This is a genomic window from Paraclostridium sordellii, from assembly GCF_000953675.1.
Taxonomy (GTDB): Bacteria; Bacillota; Clostridia; order Peptostreptococcales; family Peptostreptococcaceae; genus Paraclostridium; species Paraclostridium sordellii.
Window position 1 is genome coordinate 3,190,224 of record NZ_LN679998.1, and the last position, 15,441, is coordinate 3,205,664.

Sequence of the window (15,441 nt, forward strand, 5' to 3'; positions counted from 1 at the left end):
AGTTCATTTTAAGTAACTGTGTTGGCGTTACTTTTAATCATTTGTGTTTGCCCTTTTCTTAAGGACAAGTAATACTATACCATCTCAATTTAATAACGTCAACACTTTTTTAAAAATTTTTTTATTTTATTTTGCAATTTTTTCTTCATAACAATATCCATATGCGTCAAATCCAGTTTTTCCAACGGTTACACTTCTACTTTTGACAACTTTTCTTTTTCTATTTTTCTTAATAGTATACTTAAAAACATCTAAATTTATATGTATCATAACCTGTAAAATTAAAACCATTATAGAAATCAAACACATCCAATTTATTAAGTTTTTCATTTAAATTCCTCCAATATATTTATTTATTAATGATTTCTATTTTATATACAAACTTCCTTTGTTCTTTTTTCACCATACAAGTTCTTTTTTTATTTTTTTCTATCAACTTATATCAATATTTATTTATAACTTACATTTTTTAATATCATTATAATAACTTTAGTGTTGAATTAAAAAATAAAAAAACCTTTCTAATTTAAGTTAGAAAGGTTTTTAATCTATAATTATTCTTCTATTTCATCATTAGAAGTTTCTTTTATAGGTTTCATAGTAGGGAATAATATAACATCCCTTATAGATGGTGAGTTAGTTAATAACATCATAACTCTATCTACACCTATTCCTAAGCCACCTGTTGGAGGTAGACCCACTTCTAGAGCATTTACGAAGTCCTCATCCATATCACAAGCTTCGTCATCTCCTAATTCTTTCTTTCTTAATTGATCCATAAATCTTTCTTTTTGATCTATTGGGTCATTAAGTTCTGAGAATGCATTAGCTAATTCCCATTTATTTGCGAAAGCTTCAAATCTATCCGTTCTTCTTGGATCCTCAACATTTCTCTTAGCTAATGGAGATACTTCAACTGGATGATGAGTTATAAATGTAGGTTGGATTAACTTATCTTCACCAAACTCTTCAAATAAAGCATTTATAACTTCTCCTCTTCTCATCCCAGGAGTTATTTCTATTCCTTTTTCCTTAGCTACAGCTAAAGCTTCTTCATCTGTATTTATAGTAGAGAAATCTACTCCAGCATGTTCTTTAACACACTCTTCCATAGTCATTCTTCTCCATGGAGGAGTAAAATCTATTTCAGTTCCTTGATAGTTTATTTTCATACTTCCAGTAGCAGCTTCTGCCATATAAGCTATCATGTTTTCCGCTATTTCCATCATATCTGTATAATCTGCATATGCTTGGTATAATTCTACAGCTGTATACTCTGGGTTATGCTTTATAGACATACCTTCATTTCTGAACATTCTACCCATTTCATAAACTTTATCAAATCCACCTACTATAAGTCTCTTTAAGTATAACTCATTAGCTATTCTTAAATACATAGGTATATCTAAAGTATTATGGTGAGTTATAAATGGTCTAGCATTAGCTCCACCAGCTATAGTATTTAGTATAGGAGTTTCAACCTCTAAGAATCCTCTTTCATCTAAATAAGATCTTAAAGCCTTCATAGCTTTAGTTCTTGTTACGAAAGCATCTTTAACTTCTGGATTAACTATTAAATCCACATATCTTTGTCTATATCTTAAATCTTGATCTTTTAATCCATGGTATTTTTCAGGAAGAACTTGAAGAGATTTTGTTAATAATTTTACATCATTAGCTTTTATAGATATCTCTTCTTTCTTAGTTTTAAATACTTCACCTTCAATACCTATTATGTCACCTATATCATATGTAGAGAAAACAGAGTATTCTTCTTCACCTATTCTATCCAATCTTACATAACATTGAATTCTACCTTCTTGATCTTGTATATCTATAAATCCAGCTTTACCTTGAATTCTTTTGCTCATTATACGTCCAGCTAATTTAACAACTTTCCCTTCAAAAGCTTCAAAGTTATTTTTTATATCTGTAGAGTAATTAGTTCTATCATATCTACTTACGTGGAATGGATTTCTACCCATTTCTTGTAACTTAGCTAATTTTTCTCTTCTTACTTTAAGTACTTCAGTAAGTTCCTCTTTAGCTTGATCATTAGCATTTTGTTGATCATTATTCATTTGTTTACCTCCAGATTATCTTCTTATTTCTAATATCTCGAATTTAGCAACCCCATCAGGAACTTGAACATCTACTACTTCTCCTTTAGCTCTTCCTAAAAGAGCCTTTCCTACAGGTGATTCGTTTGATATTTTTCCTTCATATGGATCAGCTTCAGCAGAACCTACTATAGTATATTCTACTTCTTCTTCAAATTCCATATCATTAACTTTAACTATAGATCCTATAGTAACTATATTTGAATCTATCTTAGACTCATCTATTATAACTGCTTTTCTTAGCATGTTTTCAAGCTTTATTATTCTCTCTTCTACTTGAGCTTGCTCATTTTTAGCTTCATCATATTCAGCGTTTTCTGATATATCTCCAAAAGATATAGCTACCTTTATTCTCTCAGCAACTTCTCTTCTTCTAACTGATTTTAAATGTTCTACCTCGTCTTCTAACTTCTGGTATCCTTCTTGAGTTAATAATATTTCCTTGTTTTCTTCCATAACCCCTACAACTCCTTCTCTTTGTTTTTTATTTAACATTAAATAAAATTTATTTTATATCTTAATCATTTATGCGCTATATTATAAATTACTATCTCCCTTATGTCAAGGAGTGGTCCAGGTAGTAAGATAGCTTGTTTACTACTTCTTCATAGCTTTCTATTTTGTTTATTTCATCTCTTAATCTAGCTGATCCTCTAAGTCCTTTTAAGTACCACGCAATATGTTTTCTCATTTCTCTAACTGCTACATATTCACCATGTTCTTCTACTGCTAATTTTAAATGTTTTAAAGCTGTATTTATTTTTTCTTCACAAGTAGGTCCAGGTAGTATTTCTCCTGTTTTCATATAATGATTTATCCTTTTAAATATCCACGGATTACCTTGTGCCCCTCTACCTATCATTATAGCATCACAGTTAGTCTTGTTTATCATATTTATAGCATCTTCTACTTCAAACACATCACCATTACCAATTACAGGTATTTCTATGTTCTTCTTAATTTCAGCTATTATATCCCAATCAGCTGTTCCTGAATAATATTGTTCTCTTGTTCTTCCATGTATAGCTAATGCACTTATCCCTGAGGCTTCTGCAATTTTTGCAATTTCAACAGCATTCACACTATTATCATCCCAACCTTTTCTTATTTTTAATGTAACAGGCTTTTTAGATTTTTTAACAACAGATTTCAATACTTCTTCTGCAAGTTTAGGATTTTTCATAAGAGCTGATCCATCTCCATTTTTTATAACCTTAGGAGCTGGGCACCCCATATTTATATCCAATATTTCATTTGGATATTCATTTAAGATTTCTGCAGCTCCTCCCATAAACTCAGGATCTGATCCAAAAATTTGAACAGCCACAGGATGTTCCTCTTCCTCTATCTTCAACATTTTCTTAGTATTTTTATCATCATAGCAAAGAGCTTTTGCATTAATCATTTCTGTATATAACATTCCACAATCTTGTTCTTTGCATATTAATCTAAATGGTAAGTCTGTTACTCCTGCCATAGGAGATAAAAATACCTTATTGTCTAACGTAACATTTCCTATCTTCATACATAGTCTCCTCTTTCAAAGTTTTAATTATATCTATACCCATTTTTCTATAATATCTTATCATAAAAAAGGAACTGGATTTAATATCCAATTCCTTGGTACTATTCTTTATTTTTATCATAGATAATTCTTAAACCTTCTAGTGTCAAGAATTTATCTACACAATCTATACTATTAGTTTCAGATGCTATTAACGATGATAGTCCTCCTGTGGCAATTACCTTTATTTCTTCATTGTCAAGTTCTTCTTTCATCATTTTAACAATCTTATCTACTAATCCTACATATCCATATATTATCCCTGATTGCATTGCTGAAACTGTACTTTTACAAATAGTCATTCCAGGTTTTGTAAGTTCTACTCTAGGAAGTTTTGATGCCCTTTGGAATAAAGCTTCACTTGATATTTTTATACCAGGAGCTATAGTTCCTCCTAAATAATCTCCCTTTGCTGATATAGCGCAAAAAGTTGTTGCCGTTCCAAAATCGATTATTATCATAGGAGCTTTATATTTTTCTATTGCAGCTACAGCATTTACTATTCTATCTGCTCCAACTTGTTTAGGATTATCATATTTAATATTTAATCCTGTTTTTATTCCAGGCCCAACTACTAATGGTTGTTTGTTGAAATATTTTATACAAAAATTCTCAAGAGAATGCATAACATTAGGTACAACTGATGATATTATCACATCTTTTATTGATTTTATGTCTACATTATCATATTGAAATAAATTATTTATCAGCATCCCATATTCATCTGATGTCTTTGCTTTATCAGTACTTATTCTCCAATACTTTTTTAGTTCTTTTCCCTCATATATACCTAATACCATGTTGGTATTTCCAACGTCAAATACTAAAAGCATCTATTCTAACCTTCTTTCTATTTTTTGCTTTTTTTCAGTATAATTACAACTCCAGATACAACCAAAGCTCCAACAATAGCTTCAGGTATACCATTAGTAGCAGCAATTCCTAATATTACAGCTCCTGCTGTAGATGTATCTCCACCTATAGCCTCTACATATCTTTGAGCATAAAGTAAATATACCATACCTAATACCCCAAAGGTATTTATAATAGATCCTAAAAACCCTGAACACATTCCTGATATAGAAATATTTTTAGTTGTTTTAAATACTATTTTGTAAATATAATACGTAGAAACACCCATTAATACTCTAGGTAATATTGATACTATAGGATTCATAAACATAAAGTTAGTAGGACTTGGCATAGTTATAGCTCTCATGAAACTAGTTAGTCCAAATATTAAACCTATTATACCGCCCACAATAGGTCCTTCTATTATAGCACCTATTATAACTGGAATATGCATTATAGTAGCATTAACAGGTCCAATAGGTATAAATCCTAACGGTGTCATAGATAACATTATAGATATAGCTGATAGCATCCCTATTACAGCCATTTGTCTAACATTAATTTTTTTCGATACTCCTACTTGTGTTTTCATTATAAAAATACACCTCCGTTCCAGCTCTTAAAAGATGCCGGACTTTTCATTAAATTCTTAGTTGTTATTAATCTATATAATAATCAGTCAGGCTCCTTAATTATAAGGATGCCAGCTGCGACAAAAACAATTTTATCAATAGGAAATAACATTGTCAATAATTCTTATTTCAATTTAATTTCATTGTATGAAGGTATATTCTTAATCGCCTTAGCATTTTTAACCGCATTTATTACACTCTTTTCAACAACTTCTGTGGCTAATGAACCTAATAATGTTATGTCAGCTTCTATTTCTCCTGTTGAAAGTGTAAATATAGTATCTCCATCATGAGGAGTATGTATAGGAAAAATTGTTTTTGCATATCCATTATGGGCCATTTGAGAAATTTTTTTACAATTAGCTTTATCTAATTTTGCATTTGTGGCTACTACTCCAATAGTAGTATTATCTATATTAAATCCCCCTTTATTTACACCTTGTTTCATAAGCTCATATGTATTTAAAAAATCATTCTTCTTATCATTTAAAACTCCAGCTATTACCTCTCCGTTTTCATAAACATCTCCAAATGCATTCACCGCTATTAAGGCCGATACTATTAATCCGTTATCCAATTTTATAGAGTAACTACCAATCCCTCCTTTTGTGCAATAATCACTACCTTTTATCTTTCCAACTGTAGCTCCGCATCCTGCTCCAAAATTTCCTTGATCAAGATACTTGTCACTCGCTTTCTCGCAAGCTGTATATCCCATTTGAAGATTTGGTCTAGATTTAGAATCTCCAACTGCCAAATCAAAAAGTACGGCTCCAGTTACTATAGGTACTTTAGCAACTCCCACATCAAAACCTATGCCTCTTTCTTCTAAAAATTTACTTACTCCACACGTAGCTTCTAATCCAAATGCTGATCCCCCTGCCAAAACTACTGCATGTACTTTTTGGATCATATTTATAGGATCAAGCAAGTCAGTTTCTCTTGTGCCCGGAGCCGCCCCTCTTACATCAACACCACATACAGCTCCTTTTTCACATAAAACAACGGTACATCCTGTTAACCCTTTTTTATCTTCTACTTGTCCCACTTTTATTCCCTTTATATCCAAAATATTATTATACATATCCATGTTCACCTCGTATTGAAACTTCCCCTGATACTATCTCTTTTTTATTACCCTCTTTATCTTGAATAATTAAATTTCCATCTGAATTTATATCTATACATTTTACAATTTCCTTTTCATTGTTTTTTATTATATATATTTCTTTATTTATAATTGCAGAAAATTTTCTACAAATGTCTAAAGTTTTAGATTTATCTCCATTTACAGTGTAATCTATATAGTTTTTCTCGAACTCTTCTAATATATTCCTTATAATATCTACTCTTGATGCCTCATAGCTTTCTTTCTTAATAGATGTTGCTATGTTTTTTATATCCTCAGGAAAATCTAATGTCTTAACATTTATTCCTATTCCCAGTACAATATAGTTTACTCTTTCAATCTCAGCAGATAACTCAGTTAATATTCCACAAACTTTTTTATTGTTTAAAATAATATCATTTGGCCATTTTATAGTTGATTTAATACCTAAGTTATCTAAAGCTTTAACTATAGAAGCTCCAGCGATAAGAGTTATAAAAGGCGCATCCATAGGAGATATATCTGGTTTTAATATTATACTCATCCATATTCCATCATATTTTCTAGAGTGCCATTTCTTCCCTAACCTTCCTCTTCCTCCTATTTGTTCTTCACTTATAATAACAGTTCCATCTACTTTTCCATTGGCTACATTTTTGGCATAATTATTTGTAGAGTCTATACTTTCAAAATGAACTATTTCTCTACCTATAAAATCAGTATTTAACTCATGAACTATATTTTCTTTACTTAAGATATCATTAGGAGATTCCTTCAACCTATATCCCTTTCTATTTACAGATTCAATTTCATAACCTTGTTCTTTTAAAGCATTTATATGTTTCCATACAGCAGTTCTAGATATTCCTAGTCTTTTAGATATCTCTTCTCCAGAAATAAATTCTAACTCACCGTCTAGTAATATATTTATAACTTTTTCTCTCAACTACAACACCTCTATCTATTAATAATTAAAGTAAAGGCTAGGGATCACCCTAGCCTTTTAATTTTTATTTAATCATTTATTTGATCATCATTTTGATCTTTTTCATCAGTTATTTCTTTAGTTAAGTTTAGCTTATTTTCTTTAACCTCAGAATTTAAATCATTGTCTTTTTCAGTTTCTTCTTGAGTAGTAGCTGTTTCTACTTCAGATTCTAAGCTTAATTCTTTATTAAATGCCTTTATAAATTGATCTGCATCTAAAGTTTCATGAACTAATAAAGCTTGAGCTACATACTCTAATCTATCCATATTATCTTGAAGTAATTTCTTAGTTCTTCTATATGCCGCATCTACAATATCTTTTATTTCATTATCTATTTCAAATGCAACTTCTTCAGAATAATTTCTCTTACTTCCTATACTATTTCCTAAGAATACTTCTTCTTCACCATCTCCGAAAGTCATAGGACCAAGCTTAGTACTCATTCCATACTTAGTAACCATTTGTCTAGCAGTAGCTGAAACTCTTTCTAGGTCATTTGAAGCCCCTGTAGATATATCATCTAAAGTTAATTCTTCAGCAACTCTACCACCAAGTAAAACAACTATATTTTCTTTCATTTCATTCTTAGTAGCGTAGAATTTATCTTCTACTGGAAGCTGCATTGTAAATCCTCCAGCTCTACCTCTTGGAACTATTGTTACCTGATGAACTGGGCTTACATGTTCAAGAACATGTGCACAAACAGCATGCCCAGCTTCATGATATGCCGTAAGCTTTCTTTCAGGTTCACTTATAACTCTAGATTTTTTAGCAACACCTGCTATTACCTTAGTTATAGCCTCTTCTATAGTATCCATTTGTATTTTCTTTTCTCTTTTTCTAGCCGTAAGTATAGCCGCTTCATTCATTAAGTTTTCTATATCAGCTGGAGTAAATCCAGGTGTTCTTCTTGCTAATACATCAACTTTAACATCATCTGCTAAAGGCTTATTCTTAGAATGAACTTTGAATATAGCTTCTCTACCTTTAACATCTGGCGCACCTACTACTACCTGTCTATCAAATCTACCTGGTCTTAAAAGTGCAGGGTCTAATATGTCAGGTCTATTAGTTGCTGCCATTATTATTATACCTTGGTTAACCCCGAAACCATCCATCTCAACTAGTAATTGGTTAAGAGTTTGTTCTCTCTCATCATGGCCTCCACCAAGACCTGCTCCTCTTTTTCTACCAACAGCATCTATCTCATCTATAAAAATTATAGCTGGTGCATTTTTCTTAGCATCTTCAAATAAAGATCTTACCCTTGAAGCCCCTACACCAACAAACATTTCAACGAAATCTGAACCACTTATACTAAAGAATGGTACTCCTGCTTCTCCTGCAACTGCTCTTGATAAATAAGTTTTTCCTGTTCCTGGAGGTCCAACCATTAATATACCTTTAGGTATTCTTGCCCCTAAATCTATATATTTCTTTGGATTTTTTAAGAAGTCAACAACTTCTTGTAAATCTTCTTTTTCTTCATTTAATCCTGCTACATCTTTAAATGTAACTCTTGTCTTTTCATCATCTTTATGAACTTTGGCTTTTGACTTTCCAAAATTCATAACTTTTCCGCCTCCACCTTGAGACTGATTCATAAATACAAACCATAATATTAACACAAAGAATAACATAAATAATGATGGTAATATATCGAAGAACCAAGGTGTTGTTGGTTTTGGTGCTCCCGTTAATTGTAATTTACCTTCATTAGCTTGTTTTAATAATTGATTTGCAAGCTCTTGTGATTGTATTTCTTTTGGTATATATGTTTTAAATTTTTTGTTGCTGCTCTTTATCGTTCCTTCTAGAACTGTGTCTTCTACAATTTTTATACTAGATATATTTTCTTTCATTAATTCTCTATAGACAGTTGAAAACTTCATTTCTTCTACTTTTTCTGTAGGACTACCTGAGAACTGTACTATACCCACTATAATTATAAATATAAGTAGATAAAAACCTGCTCCCTTTAAAATTTTATTCAAAAGAAGCCCTCCTTTCGTAAGTTGTTTTAATTTATAGTTTCTTAAAGGTAATCTTTAAGACTTCTTTTGTATTTGCATCAATTTTATAATTTTCACTAATTTTATAATCTCCAACACAAACCACTTCTTCTTCATCTACTACCACAGGAATTTTACTTCTTTCTTCCCTTGGTATCTTTAAATCTATGAATAAATTCTTTAATTTCTTGCTTCCTCCTGCAAGCTTTATTTTATCCCCAGACTTTTTATTTCTTACAAATATCCCTCCTTTAAATTTATCTACATCAAATCCTTTTGAGGATTTATCGACTTTCATGTTTTTAAATCTTTCTATACTTATTAGTTTAGTCTCAACAAAAACCCCTAATTCCTTTATTTTTATAATACCTTCCTTAGGTAGTTTATAAGAAAACTCAACTTCCTCATATGTTATTTCCTTATTAGTAAATAATATATGGTCATTATTTCTATAAACATATAATCCTCTAGGTAAAACTAATTTTTTATTAACCTTACTGTCATCTTCTAAATCTAAAACATCCTCGATGTGTTTTTGGTCTACAAAATTAGTATCTCCTAAAATATACTTAATAGAATTTCTAATTATTCTAGTTTTTATTGCTTTATGAAAATTAATATATTTATCTAGTGGTATCTCTACTTGTTCTTTATCTTTTAGGTTTGCAATCTCACTAAATTTATTTATACCCTCTTGTTCAAGATATTCACTATCTAATTTTAAATTATTACCCATTCTACATATAGATTCAACTACATTACTATTAAAGTTTTCTTGCATATACGGTATTAGCTCTAATCTTATTTTGTTTCTAGTATATATATTCTCTAAATTAGTGCTGTCTATTCTTGGATTTAGTTTATATTCTTCACAATAATTTTCGATACTACTTCTTTCTATATCAAGAATTGGTCTTATTATAGTATTGTCTCTTTTATATTCTATACCTTTTAAACCTTGAAGTCCTGTTCCTCTCATCATTCTCATAAGAATAGTTTCTGCTTGGTCATTTAAGTTATGGCCTATTGCAATTTTATTAGATTTAGTTTTTTCTTTTATTTCATAAAACATTTTATATCTTAATTTTCTTGCACCTTCCTCAATTGACAAACCATTTTCCTTACAATAAATTGGAACATTAATCGATTTCACGAAAAGCTTAATCCCTAAGCTATCACACAATCTAGATATGTACATTACATCTTTTTGAGCTTCTATTCCTCTAATTTGATGATTTAAGTGAGCTGCATAAATAGATAAATCATACTCACTCTCTAACTGTTTTAGTATGTGTAATAAACATACTGAATCTGGTCCTCCAGATAGACCTAAAACAACTTTATCGCCTTTTTGTAATAAGTTATATTTATTTATAGTACTTCGTACTCTATCTACTATCATAAACTATACCTCTTATACTTAGTTTTTTAACTCAAGTATACTTTCTATAAAAACTTCTCAAATCCTTGTATAAATTATTTTATTTTAAAACCTTGTTAAGTAATATAATACCAAATAAATTAATTAAGGGGTAGTTTTTTTATATACATTTAATTTCCTTATATAAATTTATTATGACCCTAATATATTTAAAATAATATCATACAATAACAATATAAAATATATTTTTTAAAATTTATAAATAAGGAGCATATAATATGAAAAAATTTATATCAACTTTGGTTTTATTGTCTATATTTTTTTCAATCCTCACAATCAATGTTTTTTGTCTAGAATGTTCTAACGCTAATAATAAGATAGCTTATATTACTTTCGATGACGGTCCTAATAAAAATACCTCTAAAATTTTAGATATATTGAAAGAGTATAATATGAAAGCAACCTTTTTCTTATTAGAGGATAGAATAAATGCTTATCCTGAAACAGTAAAAAGAATGCTCTCAGAAGGACACTCTATTGGATTACATGGGCAAAGTCATGAAAAAACTGTTTTTTATGCTAATGATTATTCTGCTTTAAATGAAATGAATAATACTAAGCATACATTAAAACATTTATTTGGATGTAATATAAAATTAATTAGAGTCCCATATGGAAGTAAACCCCATTTAACAAAAGCTCAGTATAATAGTTTGGTGAATAATGGTTATAGAGTTTGGGATTGGAATATAGATAGCACCGATACTCATAAAGGAGCTAATGTAACCTCTATAGTTTCTAATACTTTAAAAGATCTAAATAATTATAGTACTCCAATTATATTGTTTCACGATAAACAGGTTACAGTAGAATCTTTACCTTATATTTTATCTAATCTAAAAGAAAATAACTTTAGCTGTATTCCTATTGATCAAGACCAACTTCCTATGAATTGGTGGAATAAAGCTGTTTATTAAACTTAAAATTTTATCCAATACATAGCTGACTAATATTAAATTTCTATTAGTCAGCTTATTTTTATTTTTCAATTTTTATTTTAATTATATTTACACCTTTAAATAAACCTAAGATTTCCATATCGTAATCAATTTCTATTTCTATATCTTTATCTGTTTCTTTTATGTCTAATTTATTAGTATTTATTTTTATATTGAATATTCCCTGAGGTGTTTTGTAAAGAGTTGTTGTTTCCTTGCCTAATATGAATTTCATATTAGAATTTACTAAGCCAAATCTCTTAATTAAAATCTCTTTTTCTGATATTTTTATAGTAGTAGTTACATGAGCCGAATTTTTTTCAAGTTCTTCTTTATATATAACATATATTCCATCATTTTTTTCATATAATTTTCCATTAGATAAAACTTCTATAATATCTTCGTTACCTAAATTATCATATTGTTTCGTAATCATAGATATATTTACATCTATCATCTTTAACCTCCATAATAATATAAACTTTAGGATTCAATCCTAAAGTTTATATTAATTGTTAATATTTTTGTATTTCTATCTGATTTATATCTTCTATTTCTCTATTTAAGAATTCTTTTCCTATAGTTGCAAATCTTTCTGGTATATCAGATACATAGTATTTATAGTAAGGTTGATTTGAAGATCCATCATTTAATAAATTATTTTTCGTCAATGAATCTTTTAAATCTCTAGCAGTTTCTCTTGCCGGATTTACAAGTTTTATTTTGCCTTCTACAACATTATTAATTGTATCTTTTAATAAAGGGTAATGGGTGCAACCTAGAACTAGAGAATCTATTTGTAAAGATTTCAATTCCTCTAAATATCTTTGTGCCGTCAATCTAGCAACTTCTGTATTTGCCCATCCTTCTTCAACAATAGGTACAAATAACGGACATGCCTTACCAATTACCTTTATTTCGCTATCTAATTTATTTATTTCTTTTTCATAAGCTTTAGAGTTAATAGTTCCTTCCGTACCTATAATTCCAACTAACTTATTTTTAGTAGTATATGCTGCCGTTCTTGCTCCAGCTTCTATAACACCTATTATAGGAATATCGTATTTTTCTTGAGCTAGTGATAGAGTTCTAGCAGTTGCTGTATTACAAGCTATTACTATTGCTTTAACATTTTTAGATATTAAAAAATTTATAGCTTGAAAAGTATATTTTATAACTGTTTCTTTAGATCTTGATCCATAAGGAACCCTAGCTGTATCTCCAAAATAAACTATATTTTCATTTGGTAATATACTAGTTATTTCTTTTAAAACAGTTAATCCTCCCAAACCCGAATCAAAAACTCCTATTGGATTATTATTCATTTAATATACACCTTCTTTACTATCTACCTTCAAGAGCTAATTGTATTAAATTATCTATAAGGTCAGTATATTGTATTCCTGTATTATCCCAAAGCTTAGGATACATACTTATATTAGTAAACCCTGGAAGAGTATTTATTTCATTTATATATATGTTGTTTGTTTCTTTTTCTATAAAGAAATCTACCCTTGAAAGACCTCTTCCATCTATACCTTTAAAAGCCTCAGTTGCCATATTTCTTACTTTTTGCATTGTGTCTTCATCTAACTTAGCAGGTATCTCCAATTTAGAAGCACCATTTACATATTTATCCTCATAATCATAAAAATCTTTAGCTGGTATTATCTCTCCAGCTATAGATGATTTAACATCATCATTTCCTAAAACGGCAACTTCAATTTCTCTAGCATTTATTCCTTGTTCTAAAACAATTCTTCTATCATATTTTAAGGCTTCTTTTATTCCTTCTCTTAATTCTTCCCTATTACTTACTTTAGTTATACCTACACTAGATCCCATATTTGCAGGTTTTACGAATATAGGATAATTTAATTCTTTTTCTATTTTATCAAGTTCTTCATTTTGATTTAATTCAAAATTCCATTTATTCGTATAAGTATAATCAACTTGTGGCAACCCAATTTGTGAAAAAACCTTTTTGCATATAAGTTTATCCATCCCTACACTAGAAGCTAAAACTCCACATCCTACATAAGGTATATTACTTATTTCAAAAACGCCTTGAATCTTTCCATCCTCACCATATGGTCCATGTAATACAGGGAATATTACATTTATGGCTTTAAAACTTCCATCTTTAAATTCTAAACCTACCTTATTATTTCCATTAGGTATTAAATTTATTTTAACATCTCTTTGGGCTAGATTCTCCCAGTTTCCATTAGCTATATTTTCTTCCGAACCTTTATAATAAAGCCAATTTCCATCTTTAGTTATTCCAATTGTATGAATATCATATTTATCTTTATTTATATGCTTAAATATAGATGAAGCTGAAACTCTAGAAACTTCATGTTCTCCAGATTTTCCACCAAAAATTAATGCTATACTTAATTTTTCCATAATGTTCACCCTTCTATTTCAATTGTATTTTTTATAATTATATGCGTTTTTATCATCTAAGTGATTATTATAGTTCATTTGACAAAAAAAATAAAGGAGTTATAACTCCTTTATTTTTTATTTAGCAAAAACATGATTTCCTATTCTCTTATACGGATCTAAAGTTTTTATCCAATTACAAGTTGCTATATCTGGATTCCAGAAATATATAGCTCCTCTAGTTGGATCACTCCCATATAAAGCCTCCCTAGCCGCTTTATATGCACTGTCTGTTGGTTCTTTGTAAATTTCTCCATTATTAACTACCGAAAATGCATTCCTCTGATATATAACCTCTTTTATATCATCTGGAAATCTTGGATCTAATACTCTATTTATAACTACAGCTGCTACAGCAACTTGACCTTCATAACTTTCACCTCTAGCTTCACTAGATACTAGCTTGGATAATAGGTATAACTCATCATTTGTTATACTTATTACCTCTTTTGACTTATTTTCATTTTTTTCTTCTTGATTATTTACAATATTATTCCTTTCATTAACTTGCTCTTCATTTTCAGCAAATGATATATCTAAGTTAAAACTTATACATAAAATAGTTATAAATGCTGATAAAAAAAGTTTGGTGTGATAATTCATATGTTGTTTTTCACTCCTTTGAATATATTTACTTTAAGTCTTTTTTTATAGTTTCTAATATTTCTAGTATTTTAAACTTCATTTTTCTATTTGAAGCTTTTTTAGAATTTTCTCCTGATATTAATTTATATTCTTCTTCAGTTAGTATATCTTTTAATTTTTCATCTGTTTTTTTATCTATTACTCCATTATTTTCATCTACAAAGCAAAGAGGAGGGAACATTACGCACCACCAATTTTTACCTTCACCACTTCCAATAATTACTCTTATAGATTTATATTCACCCGCAGGCAATACTATATTTGAATATTGTTTAGCTGGAAAATTACTGTATTCAAGATTAACTTTCACATCATAATTATACCCATTTTCTTTAATAATATTTTTAGATAATTTTTTTATATTTTCATTTTCTCTTAATATTATCTTTTCACTTTCTTCTATACTTTTAGAATCCTTTAATAAAGGTTGTAAATATTTAATAATTTCATCTCTTACTTTAAGTTTTAGATTTTGATCTTCCTCACTATCACTATTTGCTAAAACATGAAATCTTATTAATTTATCTTTATAATTACTTGAAATCTTTTCTACCTTTGTTACTTCCCCATATATATGTAATGTACTTATAGTTAATATGGATATTAATAATACACTTAATGCTAATATCCTAACTTTTAATTTTCTCATAATATATATCCCCCTAAATATATTTTAATATCTTGATTATTTCC

Annotated in this window: 16 protein-coding genes; 1 reads left to right on the forward strand and 15 read right to left on the reverse strand. The window is 29.1% G+C overall.

Going from position 1 to position 15,441, the window contains the following annotated elements; all coding sequences use genetic code 11:
• Window positions 1-126 precede the first annotated feature (126 nt).
• The 10 genes from ATCC9714_RS15425 to tilS all read right to left on the reverse strand — a co-directional run bounded on the left by ATCC9714_RS15425 (window position 127) and on the right by tilS (window position 10,678).
• Complete coding sequence (locus ATCC9714_RS15425; RefSeq protein WP_021126906.1) at window positions 127-330, reverse strand: hypothetical protein; 204 nt, start codon at window positions 328-330, stop codon at window positions 127-129.
• A 224-nt stretch (window positions 331-554) separates the two neighbouring features.
• Window positions 555-2,081, reverse strand: coding sequence for a lysine--tRNA ligase (lysS, locus tag ATCC9714_RS15430; RefSeq protein ID WP_021130332.1), 1,527 nt, complete (start codon window positions 2,079-2,081; stop codon window positions 555-557).
• A 15-nt stretch (window positions 2,082-2,096) separates the two neighbouring features.
• Window positions 2,097-2,576, reverse strand: coding sequence for a transcription elongation factor GreA (gene greA / locus ATCC9714_RS15435; protein WP_021130333.1), 480 nt, complete (start codon window positions 2,574-2,576; stop codon window positions 2,097-2,099).
• Between the two features lie 100 nt (window positions 2,577-2,676).
• Window positions 2,677-3,645 carry a tRNA dihydrouridine synthase DusB gene (gene dusB / locus ATCC9714_RS15440; RefSeq protein WP_054631723.1) on the reverse strand — a complete coding sequence of 323 codons (969 nt, stop codon included), beginning with the start codon at window positions 3,643-3,645 and terminating at the stop codon, window positions 2,677-2,679.
• Between the two features lie 101 nt (window positions 3,646-3,746).
• Complete coding sequence (locus ATCC9714_RS15445) at window positions 3,747-4,517, reverse strand: type III pantothenate kinase (protein ID WP_021130335.1); 771 nt, start codon at window positions 4,515-4,517, stop codon at window positions 3,747-3,749.
• Between the two features lie 17 nt (window positions 4,518-4,534).
• The gene (locus tag ATCC9714_RS15450) at window positions 4,535-5,128 is read right to left on the reverse strand and encodes an ECF transporter S component (protein WP_021126915.1); all 594 of its coding nucleotides are present in this window, start codon (window positions 5,126-5,128) and stop codon (window positions 4,535-4,537) included.
• A 164-nt stretch (window positions 5,129-5,292) separates the two neighbouring features.
• Entirely contained in the window at window positions 5,293-6,252 is a 960-nt protein-coding gene (locus tag ATCC9714_RS15455; RefSeq protein WP_021126916.1) for a P1 family peptidase, read from the reverse strand.
• The gene (locus tag ATCC9714_RS15460; protein WP_057545846.1) at window positions 6,245-7,222 is read right to left on the reverse strand and encodes a biotin--[acetyl-CoA-carboxylase] ligase; all 978 of its coding nucleotides are present in this window, start codon (window positions 7,220-7,222) and stop codon (window positions 6,245-6,247) included. Before ATCC9714_RS15460 ends, ATCC9714_RS15455 begins: the two co-directional genes overlap by 8 nt.
• 68 nt (window positions 7,223-7,290) lie before the next feature.
• A complete protein-coding gene (gene ftsH / locus ATCC9714_RS15465) occupies window positions 7,291-9,258 on the reverse strand; it encodes an ATP-dependent zinc metalloprotease FtsH (protein ID WP_054631721.1) in 1,968 nt (655 codons plus the stop codon).
• 31 nt (window positions 9,259-9,289) lie between these two features.
• Window positions 9,290-10,678 carry a tRNA lysidine(34) synthetase TilS gene (tilS, locus tag ATCC9714_RS15470; protein WP_057545845.1) on the reverse strand — a complete coding sequence of 463 codons (1,389 nt, stop codon included), beginning with the start codon at window positions 10,676-10,678 and terminating at the stop codon, window positions 9,290-9,292.
• A 257-nt stretch (window positions 10,679-10,935) separates the two neighbouring features.
• Here tilS and ATCC9714_RS15475 point away from each other — a divergent pair, with 257 nt between their 5' ends.
• Window positions 10,936-11,634: a polysaccharide deacetylase family protein gene (locus ATCC9714_RS15475; RefSeq protein WP_057545844.1), complete on the forward strand. Its 699-nt coding sequence runs from the start codon at window positions 10,936-10,938 to the stop codon at window positions 11,632-11,634.
• Window positions 11,635-11,695: 61 nt separating this feature from the next.
• Here ATCC9714_RS15475 and ATCC9714_RS15480 read toward each other — a convergent pair whose 3' ends face one another.
• The 5 genes from ATCC9714_RS15480 to spoIIR all read right to left on the reverse strand — a co-directional run bounded on the left by ATCC9714_RS15480 (window position 11,696) and on the right by spoIIR (window position 15,397).
• Window positions 11,696-12,112 carry a YwiB family protein gene (locus ATCC9714_RS15480; protein WP_021126922.1) on the reverse strand — a complete coding sequence of 139 codons (417 nt, stop codon included), beginning with the start codon at window positions 12,110-12,112 and terminating at the stop codon, window positions 11,696-11,698.
• Window positions 12,113-12,170: 58 nt separating this feature from the next.
• A complete protein-coding gene (gene murI, locus ATCC9714_RS15485; RefSeq protein WP_054631717.1) occupies window positions 12,171-12,980 on the reverse strand; it encodes a glutamate racemase in 810 nt (269 codons plus the stop codon).
• 19 nt (window positions 12,981-12,999) lie between these two features.
• A complete protein-coding gene (locus ATCC9714_RS15490; RefSeq protein ID WP_057545843.1) occupies window positions 13,000-14,064 on the reverse strand; it encodes a D-alanine--D-alanine ligase in 1,065 nt (354 codons plus the stop codon).
• Between the two features lie 117 nt (window positions 14,065-14,181).
• Entirely contained in the window at window positions 14,182-14,706 is a 525-nt protein-coding gene (locus tag ATCC9714_RS15495; protein ID WP_081013675.1) for a cell wall hydrolase, read from the reverse strand.
• 28 nt (window positions 14,707-14,734) lie between these two features.
• Window positions 14,735-15,397 (reverse strand): stage II sporulation protein R, encoded by a 663-nt coding sequence (gene spoIIR / locus ATCC9714_RS15500; protein WP_057545842.1) that lies wholly within the window; start codon window positions 15,395-15,397, stop codon window positions 14,735-14,737.
• Between the last annotated feature and the right edge of the window lie 44 nt (window positions 15,398-15,441).